The organism is Pontibacter aydingkolensis (assembly GCF_019443125.1).
In the GTDB taxonomy this organism is placed as follows: domain Bacteria; phylum Bacteroidota; class Bacteroidia; order Cytophagales; family Hymenobacteraceae; genus Pontibacter; species Pontibacter aydingkolensis.
This window is the reverse complement of the sequence record NZ_JAHYXK010000017.1, coordinates 1-20,190: the sequence shown is the minus strand read 5'-3', so window position 1 is coordinate 20,190 and position 20,190 is coordinate 1. Positions and strand designations below refer to the sequence as shown.

Below are 20,190 nucleotides of genomic sequence, written 5' to 3'. Positions count from 1 at the left end.
TCTTCAGCGCACCGGTGAATTGTGACTTGTAATGCAGGGAAGTCTTGCCGTTAAGTATTGGCGTTAAATCAAGCTTACTATTGTAGCAAATATGACGCAACGTATTGCGTCTCTACATTTGGAAAACGAATAACCAACAACGATATTAAGCCGAATTACACTTGAATTTTAAGAAAGATATCTTAAGGCTTATCTACTACCTGCGTCTTTTATCAGGAAAATCAAATAATTAGAGTACCTTTGTAGCCCATATAGTTTAACCTAACTTATGGCTACTAAATATATTTTCGTTACTGGTGGTGTAACGTCCTCCCTCGGAAAAGGTATCATTTCCGCATCTCTCGCTAAGTTGCTGCAGGCAAGAGGTTTCTCCGTAACCATCCAAAAATTCGACCCTTATATTAACATCGATCCAGGCACGCTGAATCCGTACGAGCATGGCGAATGCTATGTGACAGAGGATGGCGCTGAAACCGACCTGGACCTGGGGCATTACGAACGTTTTCTGAACGTGCCTACCTCCCAGGCAAACAACGTAACTACTGGCCGCATTTATTACCATGTGATCATGCAGGAGCGTGAGGGTGCTTATTTGGGCAAAACGGTACAAGTAGTGCCGCATATTACAGATGAGATCAAGCGCCGCATGCTGCTTTTAGGGGAGTCTGGCGAATATGATATCGTGATAACGGAGATTGGCGGCTGTGTGGGTGATATCGAGTCACTGCCATTTATTGAGGCGGTACGCCAACTTCGCTGGGAGCTTGGTGTAAACGAAACCTGCGTTATACACCTGACGCTGGTGCCTTACCTGAAAGCTGCCGGAGAATTAAAAACAAAACCGACACAACACTCAGTACGCGACCTTTCAGAGGCAGGTGTGCAGCCCGATATACTCGTTTGCCGCTCAGAGCACCATATACCAATGGATCTGCGCAAAAAGATAGCGCTTTTCTGTAACGTAAAGCAGAATTCGGTCATTGAGTCTATCGACGCAGAAACGATTTATGACGTGCCATTGCTGATGCGCAAAGAAAAGCTCGATGAGCGTGTGATCAGCAAACTAAAGCTGCCGCATAAAGCTGATCCTAATTTAGATAGCTGGAAAGAGTTTTTAGGCAAGCTGAAGAACCCGTTATCAGAAGTAAATATAGCCCTGGTGGGTAAGTATGTAGAGCTGCCGGATGCTTATAAATCCATAGTAGAGTCTTTTATACACGCTGGTTCTGCCAACGAGTGCAAAGTTAACATCAAGTGGTTCCAGTCGGAGAATATTAACGACGAGAACGTGGCTTCCCTGCTAAAAGACATGGACGGCGTACTGGTGGCACCTGGCTTTGGTGAGCGTGGCTTTAAAGGAAAACTAGAGGCTATCCGGTTTGTAAGAGAGAACAATATACCATTTATGGGCATCTGCCTGGGTATGCAGTGCGCAGCCGTAGAGTTTGCCCGCAATGTGCTTGGTTTAGAGAATGCTGCCTCCACAGAAATGGATCCGGAAACACCACATCCTGTGATCGATATGATGGAGGATCAAAAACAAATCAAGCAAATGGGTGGAACTATGCGATTAGGTGCCTATACTTGTGAACTAAAAAAGGGTTCAAAGGCTTATTCTATTTACGGGAAGTCCCGCATTTCGGAGCGCCACAGGCATCGTTATGAGTTCAACAACAAGTACTTAGCTGCTTTTGAAGAGGCTGGAATGATGGCTACGGGTTTCAATCCGGACACCGGACTGGTAGAGATAATTGAGTTGCAGAACCACCCGTGGTTCGTGGCAGCACAGTATCACCCGGAATTGAAAAGTACAGTTTTAAACCCACATCCGCTTTTTGTTAAATTTGTGAAAGCGGCAAATAATTACGCTAAATCTAAATAAGCACAATACACACAACACAATTAGAATTTTTAGTAAATGGATAGAAATCAAGCGATTGGCTTTGGATTGATTGCTGTGTTGCTCCTGGCTTACTCCTTCTTCTTTTCGGGAACGGAGAAGCAGGCTGAGCAGCAGCAGGCAGTACAGGAAAAAGCCAGGGTAGAGCAGGTGCAAAGTATAGCAGTTGCTGAAGACGACTCATTGGCTCAGGCCCGCAGAGCATCAGCTCTGGGTGCTTTTGGCGCTGCTGCAACCGGTGAGGCAAGCACAGTAACCCTGGAAAACCAGAACATGGTAGTAACTTTTAACACCAAAGGTGGCCAGGTAGAAGAAGTTTTACTCAAGAATTACAAAACCTATACCGATCAGCCTTTATACCTGTTCGACAAGGAAAGCAGTGAGACAGATGTAGCCTTCTCGACAAAGGACGGTAAAACCGTTAAACTGTCTGATCTATACTTTACTCCTACTGATGTTCGTACTGTAACCACAGGCGAGACTCCTGGCAAGTCAATTGCTTTCAGGGCCAATGTTGGTAACGGGCAGTTTATTGAGCAGGTTTATACGTTGTATGACGAAAGCTTTAGCATGGGCTACGAGCTTGATTTCAAAGGCCTCGATAATGAACTAAGCGGAAACGCTGTTACTTTTACCTGGAACGACAGGTTAAAGCAGCTGGAGCGCGACCTGACACAGAACCGTGCTAAGTCCACTATCAACTTTGCTACTGTAGAGGATGGTTACGACTACCTTTCTATTTCAGAAGATAAAGAAACACTTACCGTAGAAGAGCCGCTGAAGTGGGTTGCTAACAAGCAAAACTTCTTTACAGCCGGTATCATTGCCAACAACCAGTTTACAGGTGCCAAGTTAACGTCGTCTGTAGACCCAGCAGATACTACAGTAGTAAAAGCGCTATCTTCAGAAGTGCTCATCCCTACAAAAGATGTGCTTTCAGGCGCTGCCGACTTCACATTCTATTTCGGTCCTAACGACTACAAGATACTGAAGCACTTCGGCAACGACTTTGACAAGAACCTTGATCTGGGCTGGGGTATCTTCTCTTATGTAAACAAGTGGATCATTATCCCGGCGTTCGACTTCCTGGAGAACTACATTGGCAACTACGGTATCATTATTATACTACTGGTGCTTTACATCAAAACCATCCTGTTACCGCTTACTTACAAGTCGTATACTTCGATGGCGAAAATGAAGGTGCTGAAGCCGGAGATAGATGCTATCAAAGAGCGTAACGACGGCGATATGCAGAAAACGCAGATGGAGACGATGAAGCTCTACAACGAGATGGGAGTTAACCCGCTGAGCGGCTGTATCCCGATGCTGTTGCAGATCCCGATCCTGTTTGCGATGTTCAACTTTTTCCCGAACTCTATTGAATTGCGCCAGGAGGCATTCCTGTGGGCAGATGACCTTTCTACTTACGATGTGTTTGCCAGGTTGCCGTTCACGATTCCATTCTATGGTAGCCACGTGAGTATGTTTACGCTGTTAATGACGGCCTCTACCATACTTTATACCTGGTCTAACAATCAGATAAACTCGCAGATGCAAGGCCCGATGAAGTTCTACAGCTACCTGATGCCTGTTATCTTCATGTTCGTGCTTAACTCCTTCCCTGCCGGTTTATCGTTCTACTACTTTGTTTCTAACATGGTAACCTTCGGCCAGCAGGCGATCATCCGTAAGTTTGTGGATGAAGGCAAGGTAAGAGCGAAACTGGAAGCCAACAAGGACAAGATCAAAGAGAAAAAGAAATCCGGTGGCCCATCGTTTACCGAGCGTATGCAGGAAGCCATGCGCCAGGCCGCTGAGAAAGAGCAGCAAAAGCGTAACAAAGCAAAGAAATAAGCTTAACCGCTAAAGTATAAAAGAGCCTCTCCACACCCGGAGAGGCTCTTTTTTTGGCTATACTTAAAGCGCAGCCGTATGAGGAAGTATAATAAGATAAATATGAAATTACATAAAGTATACTTGTTTGCAGCCGCCATTACCTGTACAGCCTGCCAGCAGGACAGAGAAAAAGATAATGAGGGTAGTTTTGCGGAAACGCACCCAAAGCTTGAAAAGCAGCTCGATAAGAAGACAGTGTCGGAACCAATAACCGAGGGCAAAAATCCGGAACTCTACCAGCGATACCGCATTACCATGGAAGAATACCAGAAAAGAAGCGATTACGATGTTGGCAACATGTACCGTGGCCGTCTGTCGCCGCTAAATGATGAGAGCAGCAACGAAGTAAGCACATATAAAACAGCTCTGGACGAGGGTTTAAAGCAAGGTGTAAATTTCGCCGGCAAGTATACGGTAGTAACCGTTGGCTGCGGCACTAACTGCCAGATGCATTATGTTATAGACCGGGAAAATGGTAAAATAGCTGACAAGCTACAAAGTAACCATGGCGCAAAGTATGGCCCTAACAGCCGCCTGTTTATCATTAATCCCCCCGACCCTGCAATTGACTACCAGGAGTGTCGCAATTGTGAACCACAGGCATATATTTTCGAGAACGGCAGATTTACAAAGGCAGCTCAAAAATGATGAGACTAGCTATGTTACGAACAAGATTATTTAACATAACGAAACAACTAATGTCTTTTATACTTTTGCTGTTTGCAAGTATGGCTTTAGGCAGCTGTATAAGCCAGGCTAGTTGCCAGACAAGCAACAGCAGCCAACCTGCCCTGCCACTGCTTCAGTTCCAGAAAGCCCCCTGCTATGGCCCCTGCCCTTCCTACGAGGCCAACATTATGCACGATGGAAGTATAACCTTGATTTCGTGGGGTAACATTGGTATACCCGAAGATGACACTGTACAGCTTTGTTTGCCTAAGCCTGAGTTGCAGCAGCTAAAAAGAGATATAGCGGCGCTTAATTATACTTCATTGCAAGATTCCTACTTAACTCAGTGGACAGACAGGCCTAGTACCTACCTCACTTTTTATGAGAAGGGCAAAGCCATAAAGCGGGTAAAGCATCAGGAAGGAGGACCAGAATCACTTATTACTTTTCAGAAGGAGCTACACCAAAAAATAATGCATTTGGTAAAACAGAAAGCAGAGCAGCCATAGTACTTTTCACACTGCCCCTTATTGCCTCACAAAAACAGCATAAGTATAAAACCCGTTTACAGAGGTAACAAACCGTATCATACAAATCTGTGAAGAAAACTGGATGGATAGTTCTTGTTGTGTTGCTCCTTTTAATTATTGGTGGCATTGCCTATATCGTGATCAAGGAGAAGTACTATCCTAAGGTAAAGGGTGTGGAATACATCAACCTGGACCTGGTAAGAGACACAGCCATAGTAAAAGCAGGTATTAATGTACAAAACAGAATACCTCTGCCCATTGCCATCGACAGCGTAAATTATGTTTTTAAGGGTGCAGAAGACACCCTGGGGCGCGGACAGATGACGACAGATCACACACTTCCAGCACTTGGCGACAGAGTGATTGACTTTAAAATGCTCCTCGACTTTGAAAAGTACAGAGACCATATAAAGAACAACCAAGGCAAAGACAGCATCAAAGTAAATGTGGACATGGATGTTTATTTTGATCTGCCGCTAATGAGCCCTAAAAGCATCACCATCAACCGTAAAATTACGGTACCCGTTGCGAGATCACCAGAGATGAAGATACGTGAATTAAAGGTTAGAGGCTTTAGTGTGGAGGATGGGTATTCTATGCTATTAAGTATAGAAGCGACAAACAAAAACCTGCCCGGGCTTAAAATAGATAACTTTAAGTATAACGTTACCCTGGGCGATACACTTAAGATTACGGGGCAGGTAGATACAACTTTTACAGTTGAAAAAGGAAGCAAGCTGCTTGAAATACCATTGGTATTATCTACATCTGATGCCGTTGCTCTTATCAAGAAAAAGCTGAAAGGTGATAAGAGTTGGGAATATGATGCAGCACTGGAGGCACAGATCAAAAGCGAGCACCCTCTGTTTGATTCGTTCAGTTTGAGTGTAGAGAAATCCGGTGAATTAGATGTAGGCGGAATGGGAACGGGTAAAGACTATATGCCTTCGGTTAGCAAAGTAAAGCGGCTCAAAATAGACTCTAACGAAGAAAAGACAAGAATACAGGCTGACATTGTAGTACACAACCCCTCTCCTTTCCCTTTTTATATCGACAGCGCCTCATACTTTATCCGCCACCAGGGAAAGGTGATAGCGCAAGGTAAACGCGATTTTGAAAAGATTCTGCCAAAGTCTGGTGATCAGTCGCTGCGCCTTGAGTTGCTCGTGGACGAAAGCGCTTACCAAAATCTAATGAAGCAGGTACAAGGACAGGAGAAGGTGGCGCTGGATATTGAACTCAACCTGATCTATAACCTTCCTGATTCGGAGCAAACTCAAAAGCTGGCATTAAGACGGCAGGTGCAGGTACCGGTGCCCGGGCAGGCAGGTATACAGGTTGCAGGCCTCGAGGTAAGAGAACTCGACCCACAGAAAGGTGCCTATCTTGGCCTAAAACTGAAAGTACAAAGCTCAAACCTACCCGACCTGCAAATTAAAAACCTGGATTACCGGCTGCAGTTAAGCGAGGATATCCTGCTGACAGGCCAGACAAAAGAGCCTCTCGAAATTACAGGTAAGGATGCAGAAGTGGAAATTCCGATACGGCTATCTGCAGCAGATGTAAACCAACTGATAAAAAGAGCAATTAGTGGCAGTACAGATTGGAAGTATAATCTGCAAGCCACAGCGACTATTGTCAGCAGTAACAAAATACTTGGCTCAACTAAAATAAACCTGGAGTTTACCGGAGTGTTGGAATTAGCCAAAGGATCAGGTGGTCAGCTAATGCCACAGGTCACTAAAATTGATACCCTTGACGTTACCATTGCTTATGATACAGCCTGGGTAAAGTTAAATGTGCAGGTAAAGAATCCACTGCCCATTCCGATTCACATCAATTATATAGGCATACAAGTATCCCATAAGGCTGATACTTTTGCCTTGAGCCAGGAAAATATAAGTAAAACGTTACCTCCGGGAGGTATGCAAACAGGCTGGATTACGCTGGGAGTTAACTATAAAACATGGCGCGACCACCTGAAGCACCATCAGCAGCAGGACAGCATGCTTTTAAAAGAAAATATAACGCTGGACTATACCATAGCCGATTTAGCACCACAAAGGGTTAAACTTGCAAACGAATTTATGATTCCGATGCCAAAGGTGCCGGTAACGGAGCTGCAAAAAACAAAGTTGAAAGGTATAAACCTTAAGAGTGGAATTGTATTAAATGCACTGGTACAGATACAAAATGCCAACACTAAAGGTTTAGAAATAAGTGATATAACATATAACATCTGTGCCCAAAACCTCTTGGATGCTTGTGGTACCATAAACAGGACTTATGATATTCCTCTAGGGCAAAGTATTGTAAAAGTGCCCATAAGTCTAAGTATAGGCGAGGTTTTCAGGGCGTTGTTTTCGAAAATCAGTGGCAGCAATGAGGAAAGGACATTATATATTAACACTTCCGCCACTGTTGATACTGGCAATCCTAAAATAAAGAATACTTTTGTGCGATTCGAGAAATGGGAAAAGACAATGCTTTTTCAAAAGAAGAAAAAGGCAAAGCCTAAGGATGCCGATCAGGTGGCGCAGTAGCTGGAGCTATACTTTAGCTAAATTTGCATACTACAAATTATACTATCCTAAAATTGCCAAACAATTTTTATACTTGCCTTTGTTAACCATATGTAAAGCAAAGCCCGATGATCACATTCGCCCAGGCCAAAAATGCAGAGGACCTGCAGCAGATACTCGATTTACAGTCTCTCAACTGCGAAGACAACCTGTCTCCTGCCGAAATAACTGAACAGGGCTTTCTAACTGCCCGTCACTCCCTTTCGCTTCTGGAAGAGATGAGCCAAAAGTATAAACATGTACTGGCCAAAGATGATGGAAAAGTAATTGGTTATGCGCTTGTTATGTTAAAGGAATTCTCTGATAAGCTGCCTGTACTCACACCGCTAATTAACGTGGTAGAAGAACTGACCTATAAAGATGTTCCGCTGAATACAGCTACTTACTTTATCATGGGTCAGGTTTGTGTAGCAAAAGAATACCGCGGACAAAATGTGTTTTCTGGCCTTTACAACCACCTACGACACCAGATGCAACCACACTTTGATTATGTGGTTACAGGAGTTGCCCAACGCAATACACGCTCCGTTCATGCCCATTATAAAGTTGGCTTTAAGTCCATTCTTAAATTCAGATCTGATACTGGAGAGAATTGGGATATTATACTTTGGGACTGGATGTAGAAGAGCAAATAATCATATTCGTTAATACTCGGTGCTACTTACCTTCCACTGCTCATTTAGGTAGATACTAACTGTAGTTTTAGGCCAATTGGGTTCTTAATAAATAAGAACACTCTTAAGCAGCCAAGCATAAAAGGGGTTTAATTAACAAAAAATAGCCGCCATTCTCCTCCTATTCGCTCAATATTATAGGATACTCACAGTTTATGTATACTTGCCTGCCAAATACTTGAGCACAGATATAAATGTTTAAACATTAAATATAACCTTCAACTTAACTCCATGCAACTAAGCCCGTAAACATATAATAGACACCATAATAAGAATCTTGCTTAAGGTATATTTTTATATACGAATGGACAATGAAAATAAATATAAACAAAAATAAAGTACAACAATCTGAATTCGAAAAAAAACTGCAGCAAAGTAAAATAGAAGACCATGACCCTGCTCAGGAAGATGAAGTAGTCCCGGTTATTGAGGAGCAGGTAGACTTTGATTTGCAGACTGTTGAGAAAGGGAAAGTGCGTGTGTCAAAGCTGGTGCATGAAGAAGATGTAATCGTTGACGTACCCTTTGCCTATGAAGACATCGATGTTCAACGCGTTGCTAAAAACCTATCTATTGACTCTCCTCCTGAAGTACGTTACGATGGTGATACCATGATAATTCCTGTTATTAAGGAAGAGGTGGTTATTCAGAAACGACTTGTATTGGTTGAAGAACTTCACATTACCAAAAGAAGAGTGGAAGAGCACCATCCGCAACAAGTAACGCTCCGAAAAGAGGAAGTTAAAGTAGACAGACAAGAAAATAATACTACAATACAATAACAATGCATGAAAATCATGCTACCATTCAATTTTAAACCAAAACAACGACTACTATGAAACAGACAGTAATAGGAATTTTCGACTATGGCGTAGATGCCCAAATGGCAGCACAGGAACTGGAACGCAATGGTATTCCTAGTAATAATATTGATATCGCAGTAAGAGGTGCTAAAGATAAAACAAATGCGCCAAACCAAAATAGACCAAACCCATCGAATCCGAATATGGGTGGGCCAACAAATACAACAGCAACTACCGGCACAACAGACAATAAAAGAGATAACGACTTTTTTAACTCTCTTTTCGATAGTCGCGATGAATCGAGTAAGTACTATAAAGTAGCTAAGCAGGGCTCTATTGTAACAGTGCATGCTAACTCTAAAGAACAGGCTACAAAAGCAGCTGAGCTTTTAGATAAGTGCGGTGCGATAGATGTTAACGAACGTTCGGCACAATACCGCAGCATGTCCAGTTCTGATAAAGGTAAATGGACAAACTCAAACCAGTCTATACCTGTAGTAGAAGAAAAAATGCAGGTAGGTAAACGTGAAGTAGAAACTGGTGGTGTAACTCTGAAAAGCCGTATAATTGAACGTCCGGTAGAAGAGAAACTGCGCCTGCGCGAAGAACACGTGCACGTAGAACGCAGACCTGTAAACCGCCCAGCCAACGAAAAAGACATGGCAGGCTTTAAAGAAGGCGAAATTACCATGACTGAGCATGCGGAAAAGCCTATTGTTAATAAGCAGGCTCGTGTAGTAGAGGAAGTAAGATTGGGTAAAGAAGTAGAACAACGCGAAGAGACTGTAAGAGGTACAGAGCGTAAAACCGACGTTGAAGTTGATAAACTTAATCCAAGGTCAGACAAGGACAGATTAGATCCTAGAAATGAGAACAGGGGTCCTGACAGACGCTAAATAACCATACTTTGATAAAAACGGGCAGCAAGAAATTGTTGCCCGTTTTTATTTTAACCGTTTTGCCAATCAAGTATAGCTAAGCCAACACCCATGCTACCTAAACTTCGGGGCATCGATTCTGATACTATTCACATCAGCAGCAGGATCATTAAGAGGATCATCAAGAGGATCATCCATTAAATAGGCAAGACAATTTGAAATGCTTAATTTTATCGGTACAACATCTCCCACAAGTAACATGAAACGCCTAATCCAGTTATTGCTCCTCTTTTGCCTTTTATACCTACCTGTAAAAGCATCAGCTCAAAGAGCAACCGACATTGTTCCCAAGCCGCAGCAGGTAGTTACGCTCAAACAAAACTCTGTAAAGCTAGACCAGCAAAGTATAATTTATTACGCTGCCCCCTACTCCACGCAGGCAAGCCTGTTAAAGGTTATGCTTAAAGGGCAAACCGGCCTGGATTTAAGTGTAAAACCACTTTCCAAAGGCCATAAAGTAAAAAATGCCATTATCCTACAGCACGACCCGGCAGTGGCAAACCGTAAGGAAATGTATGTGCTGAAGTCTGGTGATGAAGTAATCACTGTTAAAGCACAGGATGTGAACGGCATCGTGTACGGCATCCAGACTTTACTGCAACTGGTACCGCTGGAGAAAAAGAATGTATATGAAGTAGAGCCGGTTAAGATCATAGACTATCCTCAGTTCGCTTACCGTGGCATGCACCTCGATGTAGTGCGCCATACTTTCCCGTTACAGTTTATTAAAAAGTACATCGATTATCTGGCTTTCCATAAGTTCAACAATTTCCACTGGCACCTGACCGATGACCAGGGCTGGCGTATAGAGATCAAAAGCTACCCAAAGCTTAACTCTATTGGCTCATGGCGCGACTCTACCCTGATTGGCCATTTCTTTGATAAACCTATAAAGTATAACCCGAAGCGTTATGGCGGTTTCTTTACCCAGGAGGAAGTGAAGGAAGTAATAAAGTATGCGCAAGTACGAGGTATAAACGTTATCCCGGAAATTGACATACCGGGCCACAGCCGCGCCACTATTGCCGCTTACCCTGAGTTCAGTACTCGCCCCGACACTACCTGGAATGTGGCCTATACCTGGGGCATGTATAACCGCCAGAACAACGTACTGGCCCCACATCCCGAAACATTCAGGTTTTTGAAAACTGTTTTTGAGGAGGTGGCTGATCTGTTCCCTTCGCCTTACATTCACATTGGCGGAGACGAAACCAGCAAAATGTGGTGGAAAGCCAGTCCACAGGCGCAGGAGTTTATCAAAAAGAACAACCTGAAAGATGAAAAAGGCCTGCAAACCTACTTTGTAAGGCAGGTAGCAGGCTATCTGGATAAAAAGAACAAGAAGATCATTGGATGGCACGAGATATTGGAGGGTAAACTGGACACCACTGCTGTTGTAATGAACTGGGCAGATGATAAAAAGGGCATTGAAGCAGCCATGCTAAAACATCCGGTTATCATGACACCAAGCTTCCCCTTATACTTTAATCAGTATCAGTCTAAAACTAAAGCCGACAATCTGCAAATACCCGGTTACAACCCGCTGGATGCCGTTTATAACTACAACCCTATTCCGGCACAACTGCAGGGCATGCCAGAGGCAAAGTATATCATGGGGGCCCAGGGCAACGTCTGGACAGAGTACATCTCAACCATCTCGCAACTGGAGTATATGGTTTTCCCGAGGATGACAGCACTGAGCGAAGCTTTATGGACTGATCCAAAGCGTAAAGATTTCGAAGAATTCAAACGTCGCCTGGAGCAGACTGTGATTCCAAGGTATAAACACTGGGAAGCAAATTATTTCAGAGACTACGCCAACTGGACGATGAAGAACAAGTAGCAAGTATGAAGTATAGCAGCAGAGGCCGGAAATTTATACTTCCGGCTTCTGCTGCTTTTAGCGTCTGTCAGGTTGAGTTATAGCCCTACTTTTAATAAAAGCTGTCTTTAAGAAAAGTATTTCCCCTTGAGGCAGTTTCATTCAAGTGCAAATCATTTAATGTAACGAGCTCGCTCGCCTCTGGCGAGTGTGAGCTATCCCAGGGCCTCTGGCCGTTTAAAACTGTGCTTAAGGCATAAGTGGCGGGACGCCACTAAATAACTCACAGGTTAGACATAGAGTCAGTTTGTAAAGGCGTAAGTATAATACCGAATATCGCCAGTTACAAACTGGCCTCATACTCAGTCACAAGTTGCGCTGACGCTAAACTTGCGACATGTACAAATTCATTTTGCTATCAGTCCTTAATACAGATATTTGTAAAATATTAATTGTCAAATGAATAAACATCATTATTTAAACTTACCATACAACCATTACATTTCTTCTACACCTCTCACTTTTTAACCATGACAGGCACTTACTTCAGCTTATTGTCCATCTCAGGAAAGCACTTGAACAGCTATATGCAGTCCTGGCATCTATCTGTTGAAGACCCCAAAATAAATACAAAAGCCCCTTCTCATGGTGCACTTTCACCAGCCCCGGAGCACGGGAAAAATGTGGGTAAATAGGTGGATAAAAAAAGGTAACGAACCGTGGAACACTTCAATCTTTGTGGTTAAAAAAATGTATCTTTGTGCAAGTTTCAGGTAAATTGCGTTACTAGTTCAGCACTAAATTTTAGAAATTATGAAAATAACGTACTACGGACAATCTTGCTTCTTATTCGAAATCGGAGAAAACCGCGTGTTATTCGACCCGTTCATTTCCCCTAACGAGCTGGCCTCAAGTATAAACGTAGACGATATCAAAGCTGACTATATCCTGCTCTCGCACGGCCACCAGGACCATGTGCACGATGCAGAGCAGATTGCCAAAAACAATAACAGCACCCTTGTGGCTGCCTTCGAGATTACCAGCTGGTATGGTGAAAAAGGTATCGAGAAAGTGCACCCGATGAACATCGGAGGTAAAGTAACACTACCATTCGGAACAGTTAAAATGGTAAATGCCATACACTCCAGCACTTTGCCAGATGGTACAGCTGGAGGTCAGGCTGCTGGGTTTGTAGTAGAAACCGAAGAAAAGACATTTTATTTTGCCGGCGACACCGCCCTTACCTACGACATGAAGCTTATACCAGAGCAATTTGACGTGGATTTTGCCGTGCTGCCAATTGGCGACAATTTTACCATGGACATACACGATGCCATGATTGCCGCCAATTTTGTTCAGGTGGATAAGGTGATAGGCATGCATTACGACACCTTCCCTTACATTCAGATTGACCACGAGGAGGTGCAGGAAGTGGCCAGAATGGCCGACAAAGAACTTATTTTGATGGAAATAGGTCAAACGATTAACCTATAATTTTAGAATGGGAAAAATTATCGCAGTTGCAAACCAGAAAGGTGGCGTGGGTAAAACCACCACGGCTATTAACCTTGCCGCCAGTTTAGCAGCTTTAGAATATAAAACGCTTTTAGTTGACGCAGACCCACAGGCAAACGCCACGTCAGGCCTTGGTTTCGACCCTGCCACCATTACCACCAGCATTTACGAGTGCATGGTAGAGGATGTAAAGGTTGAAGATATCATACTTCAGTCGCCAAATATCGAGTTCCTGGACTTGATTCCATCGCACATCGACCTGGTTGGTGCCGAGGTAGAGATGATCGATATCCCGAACCGTGAGGAGAAAATGCGTGAGGCGCTTAAGCCATTAAAAGACAAGTATGATTTCATCATTATCGACTGTTCTCCTTCGCTGGGCCTGATCACGGTAAACTCCCTGACGGCTGCCGATTCTGTGGTAATTCCGGTGCAGTGCGAGTATTTTGCATTGGAGGGTTTGGGTAAGCTGCTGAACACGATCAAGATCATACAGTCGCGCCTGAACACTGAGTTGGCTATTGAAGGCATTCTGTTAACGATGTATGATGTGCGCCTGCGCCTGAGCAACCAGGTAGTGGATGAGGTGAAAACACACTTCCAGCAGATGGTTTTTGATACCATTATCCCTAGAAACGTGAAGTTGAGTGAGTCGCCTAGCTTTGGTATACCGGCCTTGTTGCACGATGCAGAAAGCAAAGGTGCTTTGAGTTACCTTAACCTGGCACGAGAGATTGCAGAGAAGAACAGCGTCGTGCTGGCGAAATAACACAATACGATTACATGTCCGATAACAAGAATTCAGCACCAAAACGCAAAGGCGGCCTCGGAAGGGGCCTAGGCTCTCTTCTGGAGGGCAACAAGTATACCGGCAAAACTGAGTCATCCACCGCTAACGAAGTTAATACTATCGCAGATATAGCCATTAGCCAAATACAGACCAACCCTTACCAGCCCCGCACGCATTTCGATCAGGCGGCACTGGAAGAGTTGGCAGAGTCTATCAAGATACAGGGCATCATTCAGCCTATTACCGTTCGCCAGCTGGACCAGAACACTTTCCAGCTTATTTCGGGTGAGCGCCGTTACCAGGCCGCTAAAATAGCCGGTCTGGAGGTAATACCAGCCTACATCCGCAAGGCCGACGACCAGCAGATGCTGGAGATGGCTTTGATAGAGAACATTCAGCGTGAGAACCTCAATGCCATCGAGATCGCCCTCTCCTACCAGCGCCTTTTAACCGAGTGCAGCTTGAAGCAGGAAGAACTGGGAGACCGTGTAGGTAAGAAAAGAACGACTGTCACCAATTACCTGCGCCTGCTTAAGCTTCCGCCGGATATCCAGATTGCCCTGCGCGACAACCTCATCAGTATGGGCCATGCCCGTGCCCTCATTAACATCGATACAATAGAGCAGCAGCTGGATGTGTTTAAAGAAGTAGTGGCCAAAGAACTGTCTGTACGAAAGGTTGAAGAGTTGGTACGTAACTTACAGAACGCCAAAAAGAAACCAGACCCACAACAGCAGCTTCAGTTTAACAAGTATGAAAGCGAACTGAAGACTGTTGAGTCTAAGCTTACATCCCAGTTCGGTACTAAAATTCAGGTAAAGGCAAACAACGAAGGCAAAGGCGAGATCAAGATCCCGTTTGTATCGGTTGATGAGTTGAACCGTATTTTAGAAATACTAAACTACTAAACCTACATGAAGCTACGTTTTGGCGCTGCAGCTTTCCTGTTAAGTATACTTTCATACTTCTCTCCCGCTATAACCATGGGACAGGTAGTAACTGCCGGGCAGGACTCTATTCCTGTGGCCGTAGCTGTACCAGATACTGCGCAGAAGCGCTTTTTCCTGAGCACATGGGATAAGCCAGCCAAAGCTGCTTTTTACTCTGCCATTATACCGGGAGCCGGCCAGGTATACAACAAAGCCTACTGGAAAGTACCCATCGTTTATGCCACTGGCGCTGTGCTAGGCTACTTTCTGATAGACAACAATAAAAATTACCAGGATTTCAGGCTGGCATTAAACCAACGGAGCCGCAACGAAACCGACAAGTATGTAAATAGCCCTATCTACGGTGTTTATAATCCGCAAAACGGGGTACTTACACAGCGGGGCACAGAGAACCTGCGTTACAGCCGCGACTTCTACCGCCGCAACCGCGACCTGACCATCCTGCTTTCGGTGCTGGCCTACGGACTAAACATTGCAGAAGCCTATGTGCATGCACACCTGAAAGACTTTGACGTAAGCGAAGACATATCGTTACAGGTGCAGCCTAACCTTATTCCTATGAGGGGCTCATCGTATAGTATGGCTCCGGGGGTAACGCTTGTTTTATACTCTAAATAAAAATGAAGATACTTTTAATTGGCTACGGCAAAATGGGTAAAACCATAGAGCAGCTGGCACTGGCAAAAGGCCATACGATTGTTGGTAAAATAGACCACACCAATGCCGAAGAACTGCAGAACTATAACGGCAGCAATACCGACGCAGCCATAGAATTCACACACCCCGAGGCTGCTTTTGGTAACGTTTCTTACTGCCTTACAAATGGCATTCCTGTTGTGTCTGGCTCTACTGGCTGGCTGGATAAGTTTGACGAGGCTAAACAGCTTTGCGATCAAAACAAAGGCGCTTTTTTTTATGCGTCTAACTACAGCGTGGGCGTAAACCTTTTCTTCCATTTTAATGAGTACATTGCCAGCAAAATGAAGGAGTATAAGGAGTACGAAGTAACCATACGTGAAATACACCACTTGCAAAAAGTAGACAAGCCAAGCGGCACCGGCATTACAACAGCCGAAGGCATACTGGCCAGCTATAACAATTTAGAAGGCTGGGTTGCTGATAATCCGGAAGAAAAAAGTAAATTAAACATCACTTCGGAGCGTGAGCCTGATGTTGTAGGCACACATATCGTTACCTACAGCTCAGAAGTAGACCAGATTGAGTTAGGCCACATTGCCCACAGCCGTACTGGTTTTGCCGAAGGCGCCGTAATGGCCGCTGAGTGGCTTAAAAGCCGCCAGGGTGTTTACGGCATGAAAGACATGCTGAACCTGTAACCATAGCATTTACTGATGAAAGTAAAATTCTGGGATAAGAAACCTGAGACCAAAGAGCCCAAAAAAAGAAAAAGCTTTGCCCGAGAATGGGGCGACGCTATTGTTTTTGCCGTAATAGCAGCCAGCTTAATACGCTGGGCAACGTTTGAGGCCTATACTATCCCTACTCCTTCTATGGAGAAGTCTTTGCTGGTGGGCGATTTCCTGTTTGTAAGTAAGTTGCATTACGGGCCCCGTACACCAATCACTCCGCTGCAGGTTCCGCTAACACACCAAACCATATGGGGCACCAACATTCCGTCTTACTCAGATGCCATACAGCTTAAGTCTTACCGTCTGCCTGGCTTTTCGGAAGTAAGCCGCGGTGATGTAGTGGTATTTAACTACCCTCCCGAGGACGAACACCCAGCCGACCTTCGCACAAATTATATTAAACGTGCCATTGGCATTGCCGGCGATACTATTGCCATCCGCGACATGCAAGTATATATAAATGGCAAAGCAGTTGAAAACCCGGAGCAGATTCAGTACAAGTACTTCCTGTCTACGGATAACATCCTGAACGAGAAGTTCTTCCTGGACCGTGACATTACTGACGTAACCCGCTGGCAGGGAGGCTATATTATTGATACCTCTGAGGAAAAAGCAAAACAACTGGCTACTCTTGACTTTGTAAAGGAAACTATGTTGCTGAAGGACATACCAGGCAAAGGCGATCCGGAGGTTTTCCCGCATGTGCCAAGCAAGTATGAATGGAACAAAGACAACTTCGGCCCGCTTTATATCCCAAAGGAAGGTGCAACTGTAGCCATTAACGAGAATACCTTGCCGCTTTACGAGCGTGTTATTTTAAAGTATGAGCACAATGAAAATGCTGAAGTTCGCGATGGTAAACTGTATATTGATGGCAAAGAGGTTAACCAATATACGTTTAAGCAGGACTACTACTTTATGATGGGTGATAACCGCCACAACTCTCTTGACTCTCGTTACTGGGGGTTTGTACCAGCGGACCACGTAGTAGGCAAAGCGGTGATGATCTGGATGTCTACAGACCCGAATGGCAGCTTCCTGAGCAAAGTACGATGGAGCCGCATCTTTAATATAATTGACTAAGTTTATACTTTACAGATAAATAAAAGAGCCAGACCTGTGTGGTCTGGCTCTTTTATTTTAACTTAAGCTGCTGATTCCTTTCAAAAAATTTATACTTTTAAGGTTAGAACTCAACTTAAGTTGCGATTCAGAAAGCCAATGTGTTAGCCTGCAATAGTCAAACCTATTTCTCATGGCGCGAGCGTCCTCGCCTTATCCTGTCACATAACTTTTTTGGAATAGACTCAGATTCTGATTAATTGTCCCCATGAGGGGGCTACAGGGGTGTAACGCTACGGGGGAATCCGCTTTAACTTAGTTGGCTTGGATGTTTTCTCAGGTGTAAACACCCCTAAAGTCCCCTCAAGGGGACAATTGGTTGATTCGCCTGGTAAATTATAATGTGAATAGTGCCAAACCAGAAAAGTTATGGATATGCTAAAGTCTGGAGATTCACACCAGATAAAGTAGAAAAAAGTGTATTACATTCAGAGCTGAGTAGTATGATGGGATATATACGATCTCGTTGAAGTATAACCCACTGAATACCAAAGCACATTCTGATCGCTAAAGAAGTATAGCCTCTTCAATAAATATGAAACAGCAACTCCGGAGCTTGTTAGGTAATTTACACCAGCAGGTTTCTATGAAAAGTTTAGTTAGTGTTACGGGTAAAAACATACTTCTCCCCTTTTACCATACTGTTTCAGACAAGCGGCTGGCACACATCTGCAACCTGTATACTTTGCGCAACACCAAGCTGTTTATAAACGACCTGGAGTTTTACTGCAGACATTATAAACCAATAACTTTAAGTGAACTGTACCTGGTTATCTCTGGCCAGGAAGCACTTACTGAGCCGGTATTTCATTTAACTTTCGACGATGGCTTAAAAGAGTTTTATACTGTCATTGCCCCTATCCTGGAGCAAAAAGGCATACCGGCTACTGTTTTCCTGAACTCAGATTTTATAGACAACACAGCCTTGTTTTACCGGTACAAAGTAAGTCTTTTGATAGATGCTGCTAACCTGACGGATGATAACGCTATACTGAAGCAAATAACAGCTGTCTTAGGTACTGATCTCCAAAGCAAAGAGATCATAAAACAGCGGTTGCTTCAACTCTCATATCACGACCAGCAAAATATAGCTACAATTAGTCAACTGCTGGATATTGATTTTGACACCTATCTAAAAAAAGAGCAACCATACTTAAGCGCCACCGAAATATCCGATCTGATAAAAAGAGGCTTTACCATGGGCTCGCATAGTATAGACCATCCGTTGTTTAAAAGTATAACTTTGGAGGAGCAGAAACGCCAGATAAAGCAGAGTTTTAAGCAACTGGAGCAACGATTTGGCATTACAGACAAATATTTTTCGTTTCCGTTCAGCGACGATGGTGTTAGTCTGGAGTTCTTAAAATGGCTGCATTCGGAGGCAAACTTAAAGCTAACGTTTGGTATTTCAGGATTGAAAGCCGATTTTAGTGATTGCCATTTACACAGAATACCAGTAGAAGGCACATCAAAACCTGTAGAGCAACTTATTAAATCGGAATACCTGTACTATCTTTTAAAAGCACCACTTCTTAAAAACTCCATCAGGCGGAAATGATCAAATCCCTTTATAAAAGTATAGTATCCGAAAAACACAGGATCAGCATTCGACAGGACCTGAATAAGCTTGTATCGCCTTTATATTTTGGAAATCGCTTTTACTGCAACTGCTGTGGTAAAAGCTTCAGAACGTTTTTACCGAAAGGCAACATCAAACGTGAAAATGCTGTGTGCCCCTACTGTGGTTCGCTGGAAAGAACGCGGCTACTGCACTTATACCTGCAAAACGAAACTGAAGTGTTTGGCAGGTCCTTAAAGGTATTACACTTTGCCCCAGAGCCCTGTTTATATAACAAGTTGTATAAACTGCCTGGCGAATATGTGGATGCAGACATAAATCCGGCTTTTGCGAATCATGTTATAGATATCACTGCTATACCCTACCCTGATAGCTATTTCGACTTGGTTATTTGCTCCCATGTGCTGGGTCACGTACCCAATGAGGCCAGGGCAATACAGGAACTTAAAAGAGTTTTAAAGTCAAATGGTACTGCACTTATACTTACCCTCATCAACCCGGAGTTAACTTATACATTTGAGGATGAAAGTATAACAACTGCCGCAGAAAGGTTGCAAAAGTATGGCGAACCCGATCTATGCCGGTTGCATGGCGCGGATTTTGGAGCAAGGCTCGCAAAGCAGGGTTTTAATGTAGCGCAAATAGATTACCGGCTAGCACTGCCCCAAGAGGTGGTAAAAAGGAACAGCCTGGGAGATGGCCGAAGAGAACTGATCTTTAAGTGCATAAAGTAATTGCCAGAAAAACTACTGCCTTATACAGCTAAAGTATAGGATTTGATCCTCCTGGCAACCTTTCTGTTTGATAGGTGTAAGTTTCATAAAAATGCATACTTAAGGCTGCCTGGTGTACTTTATAACTTCTACCGGAGGTGCTCCGTTGTAATAGGTTATAAATTTAGGTTGTGGTCTATAATGTATGATATTAGAATAAGTATGACAGCAAGGGTGTTTACAGGAAGTTATGTGCGAGATAACTATCCAGATAAACTGCCCCTACTGCCACAGTGTGAAAGTAGTGAAAAACGGGGTAAAGTGCACGGGCAAGCAG

18 protein-coding genes are annotated in these 20,190 nt (G+C 43.9%); all 18 read left to right on the top strand.

Annotated features, from left to right (window positions below; all coding sequences use genetic code 11):
- Window positions 1-268: 268 nt before the first annotated feature.
- Window positions 269-1,882 carry a CTP synthase gene (locus K0O23_RS16280; RefSeq protein WP_219878511.1) on the top strand — a complete coding sequence of 538 codons (1,614 nt, stop codon included), beginning with the start codon at window positions 269-271 and terminating at the stop codon, window positions 1,880-1,882.
- Between the two features lie 36 nt (window positions 1,883-1,918).
- The gene (gene yidC / locus K0O23_RS16275; RefSeq protein WP_219878510.1) at window positions 1,919-3,754 is read left to right on the top strand and encodes a membrane protein insertase YidC; all 1,836 of its coding nucleotides are present in this window, start codon (window positions 1,919-1,921) and stop codon (window positions 3,752-3,754) included.
- 102 nt (window positions 3,755-3,856) lie between these two features.
- Window positions 3,857-4,444, top strand: coding sequence for a hypothetical protein (locus K0O23_RS16270; RefSeq protein WP_219878509.1), 588 nt, complete (start codon window positions 3,857-3,859; stop codon window positions 4,442-4,444).
- Between the two features lie 11 nt (window positions 4,445-4,455).
- A complete protein-coding gene (locus K0O23_RS16265) occupies window positions 4,456-4,974 on the top strand; it encodes a DUF6438 domain-containing protein (protein ID WP_219878508.1) in 519 nt (172 codons plus the stop codon).
- A gap of 89 nt (window positions 4,975-5,063) precedes the next feature.
- The gene (locus K0O23_RS16260) at window positions 5,064-7,538 is read left to right on the top strand and encodes an NDR1/HIN1-like protein (protein ID WP_219878507.1); all 2,475 of its coding nucleotides are present in this window, start codon (window positions 5,064-5,066) and stop codon (window positions 7,536-7,538) included.
- 107 nt (window positions 7,539-7,645) lie between these two features.
- Complete coding sequence (locus K0O23_RS16255) at window positions 7,646-8,200, top strand: GNAT family N-acetyltransferase (protein ID WP_219878506.1); 555 nt, start codon at window positions 7,646-7,648, stop codon at window positions 8,198-8,200.
- Between the two features lie 362 nt (window positions 8,201-8,562).
- On the top strand, window positions 8,563-9,033 hold the full coding sequence (locus K0O23_RS16250; RefSeq protein ID WP_219878505.1) for a YsnF/AvaK domain-containing protein: 471 nt from the start codon (window positions 8,563-8,565) through the stop codon (window positions 9,031-9,033).
- A 53-nt stretch (window positions 9,034-9,086) separates the two neighbouring features.
- Window positions 9,087-9,950: a YsnF/AvaK domain-containing protein gene (locus K0O23_RS16245; RefSeq protein WP_219878504.1), complete on the top strand. Its 864-nt coding sequence runs from the start codon at window positions 9,087-9,089 to the stop codon at window positions 9,948-9,950.
- 241 nt (window positions 9,951-10,191) lie between these two features.
- The gene (locus K0O23_RS16240; RefSeq protein WP_219878503.1) at window positions 10,192-11,835 is read left to right on the top strand and encodes a beta-N-acetylhexosaminidase; all 1,644 of its coding nucleotides are present in this window, start codon (window positions 10,192-10,194) and stop codon (window positions 11,833-11,835) included.
- A 792-nt stretch (window positions 11,836-12,627) separates the two neighbouring features.
- Window positions 12,628-13,308 carry a metal-dependent hydrolase gene (locus K0O23_RS16235; RefSeq protein WP_219878502.1) on the top strand — a complete coding sequence of 227 codons (681 nt, stop codon included), beginning with the start codon at window positions 12,628-12,630 and terminating at the stop codon, window positions 13,306-13,308.
- A 7-nt stretch (window positions 13,309-13,315) separates the two neighbouring features.
- Entirely contained in the window at window positions 13,316-14,098 is a 783-nt protein-coding gene (locus K0O23_RS16230; RefSeq protein ID WP_219878501.1) for a ParA family protein, read from the top strand.
- A gap of 14 nt (window positions 14,099-14,112) precedes the next feature.
- On the top strand, window positions 14,113-15,027 hold the full coding sequence (locus K0O23_RS16225) for a ParB/RepB/Spo0J family partition protein (protein WP_219878500.1): 915 nt from the start codon (window positions 14,113-14,115) through the stop codon (window positions 15,025-15,027).
- Between the two features lie 6 nt (window positions 15,028-15,033).
- The gene (locus K0O23_RS16220) at window positions 15,034-15,687 is read left to right on the top strand and encodes a DUF5683 domain-containing protein (protein ID WP_219878499.1); all 654 of its coding nucleotides are present in this window, start codon (window positions 15,034-15,036) and stop codon (window positions 15,685-15,687) included.
- A gap of 2 nt (window positions 15,688-15,689) precedes the next feature.
- On the top strand, window positions 15,690-16,406 hold the full coding sequence (gene dapB, locus K0O23_RS16215; RefSeq protein ID WP_219878498.1) for a 4-hydroxy-tetrahydrodipicolinate reductase: 717 nt from the start codon (window positions 15,690-15,692) through the stop codon (window positions 16,404-16,406).
- A 15-nt stretch (window positions 16,407-16,421) separates the two neighbouring features.
- Window positions 16,422-17,522: a signal peptidase I gene (gene lepB, locus K0O23_RS16210; RefSeq protein ID WP_219878497.1), complete on the top strand. Its 1,101-nt coding sequence runs from the start codon at window positions 16,422-16,424 to the stop codon at window positions 17,520-17,522.
- Window positions 17,523-18,147: 625 nt separating this feature from the next.
- Window positions 18,148-19,119 (top strand): polysaccharide deacetylase family protein, encoded by a 972-nt coding sequence (locus K0O23_RS16205; protein WP_219878496.1) that lies wholly within the window; start codon window positions 18,148-18,150, stop codon window positions 19,117-19,119.
- Complete coding sequence (locus K0O23_RS16200; protein WP_219878495.1) at window positions 19,116-19,874, top strand: class I SAM-dependent methyltransferase; 759 nt, start codon at window positions 19,116-19,118, stop codon at window positions 19,872-19,874. Before K0O23_RS16205 ends, K0O23_RS16200 begins: the two co-directional genes overlap by 4 nt.
- Before the next feature lie 229 nt (window positions 19,875-20,103).
- The coding region (locus K0O23_RS20575; protein ID WP_449580018.1) for a transposase-like zinc-binding domain-containing protein at window positions 20,104-20,190 on the top strand (87 nt) is incomplete at its 3' end.

Excerpts from the sequence above, each read along its gene's own strand:
- K0O23_RS16280 (WP_219878511.1), top strand. The coding sequence starts at position 269 with ATGGCTACTAAATATATTTTCGTTACTGGTGGTGTAACGTCCTCCCTC.
- yidC (WP_219878510.1), top strand. The coding sequence starts at position 1,919 with ATGGATAGAAATCAAGCGATTGGCTTTGGATTGATTGCTGTGTTGCTC.
- K0O23_RS16270 (WP_219878509.1), top strand. The coding sequence starts at position 3,857 with ATGAAATTACATAAAGTATACTTGTTTGCAGCCGCCATTACCTGTACA.
- K0O23_RS16265 (WP_219878508.1), top strand. The coding sequence starts at position 4,456 with ATGTTACGAACAAGATTATTTAACATAACGAAACAACTAATGTCTTTT.
- K0O23_RS16255 (WP_219878506.1), top strand. The coding sequence starts at position 7,646 with ATGATCACATTCGCCCAGGCCAAAAATGCAGAGGACCTGCAGCAGATA.
- K0O23_RS16250 (WP_219878505.1), top strand. The coding sequence starts at position 8,563 with ATGAAAATAAATATAAACAAAAATAAAGTACAACAATCTGAATTCGAA.
- K0O23_RS16245 (WP_219878504.1), top strand. The coding sequence starts at position 9,087 with ATGAAACAGACAGTAATAGGAATTTTCGACTATGGCGTAGATGCCCAA.
- K0O23_RS16240 (WP_219878503.1), top strand. The coding sequence starts at position 10,192 with ATGAAACGCCTAATCCAGTTATTGCTCCTCTTTTGCCTTTTATACCTA.
- K0O23_RS16235 (WP_219878502.1), top strand. The coding sequence starts at position 12,628 with ATGAAAATAACGTACTACGGACAATCTTGCTTCTTATTCGAAATCGGA.
- K0O23_RS16230 (WP_219878501.1), top strand. The coding sequence starts at position 13,316 with ATGGGAAAAATTATCGCAGTTGCAAACCAGAAAGGTGGCGTGGGTAAA.
- K0O23_RS16225 (WP_219878500.1), top strand. The coding sequence starts at position 14,113 with ATGTCCGATAACAAGAATTCAGCACCAAAACGCAAAGGCGGCCTCGGA.
- K0O23_RS16220 (WP_219878499.1), top strand. The coding sequence starts at position 15,034 with ATGAAGCTACGTTTTGGCGCTGCAGCTTTCCTGTTAAGTATACTTTCA.
- dapB (WP_219878498.1), top strand. The coding sequence starts at position 15,690 with ATGAAGATACTTTTAATTGGCTACGGCAAAATGGGTAAAACCATAGAG.
- lepB (WP_219878497.1), top strand. The coding sequence starts at position 16,422 with ATGAAAGTAAAATTCTGGGATAAGAAACCTGAGACCAAAGAGCCCAAA.
- K0O23_RS16205 (WP_219878496.1), top strand. The coding sequence starts at position 18,148 with ATGAAAAGTTTAGTTAGTGTTACGGGTAAAAACATACTTCTCCCCTTT.
- K0O23_RS16200 (WP_219878495.1), top strand. The coding sequence starts at position 19,116 with ATGATCAAATCCCTTTATAAAAGTATAGTATCCGAAAAACACAGGATC.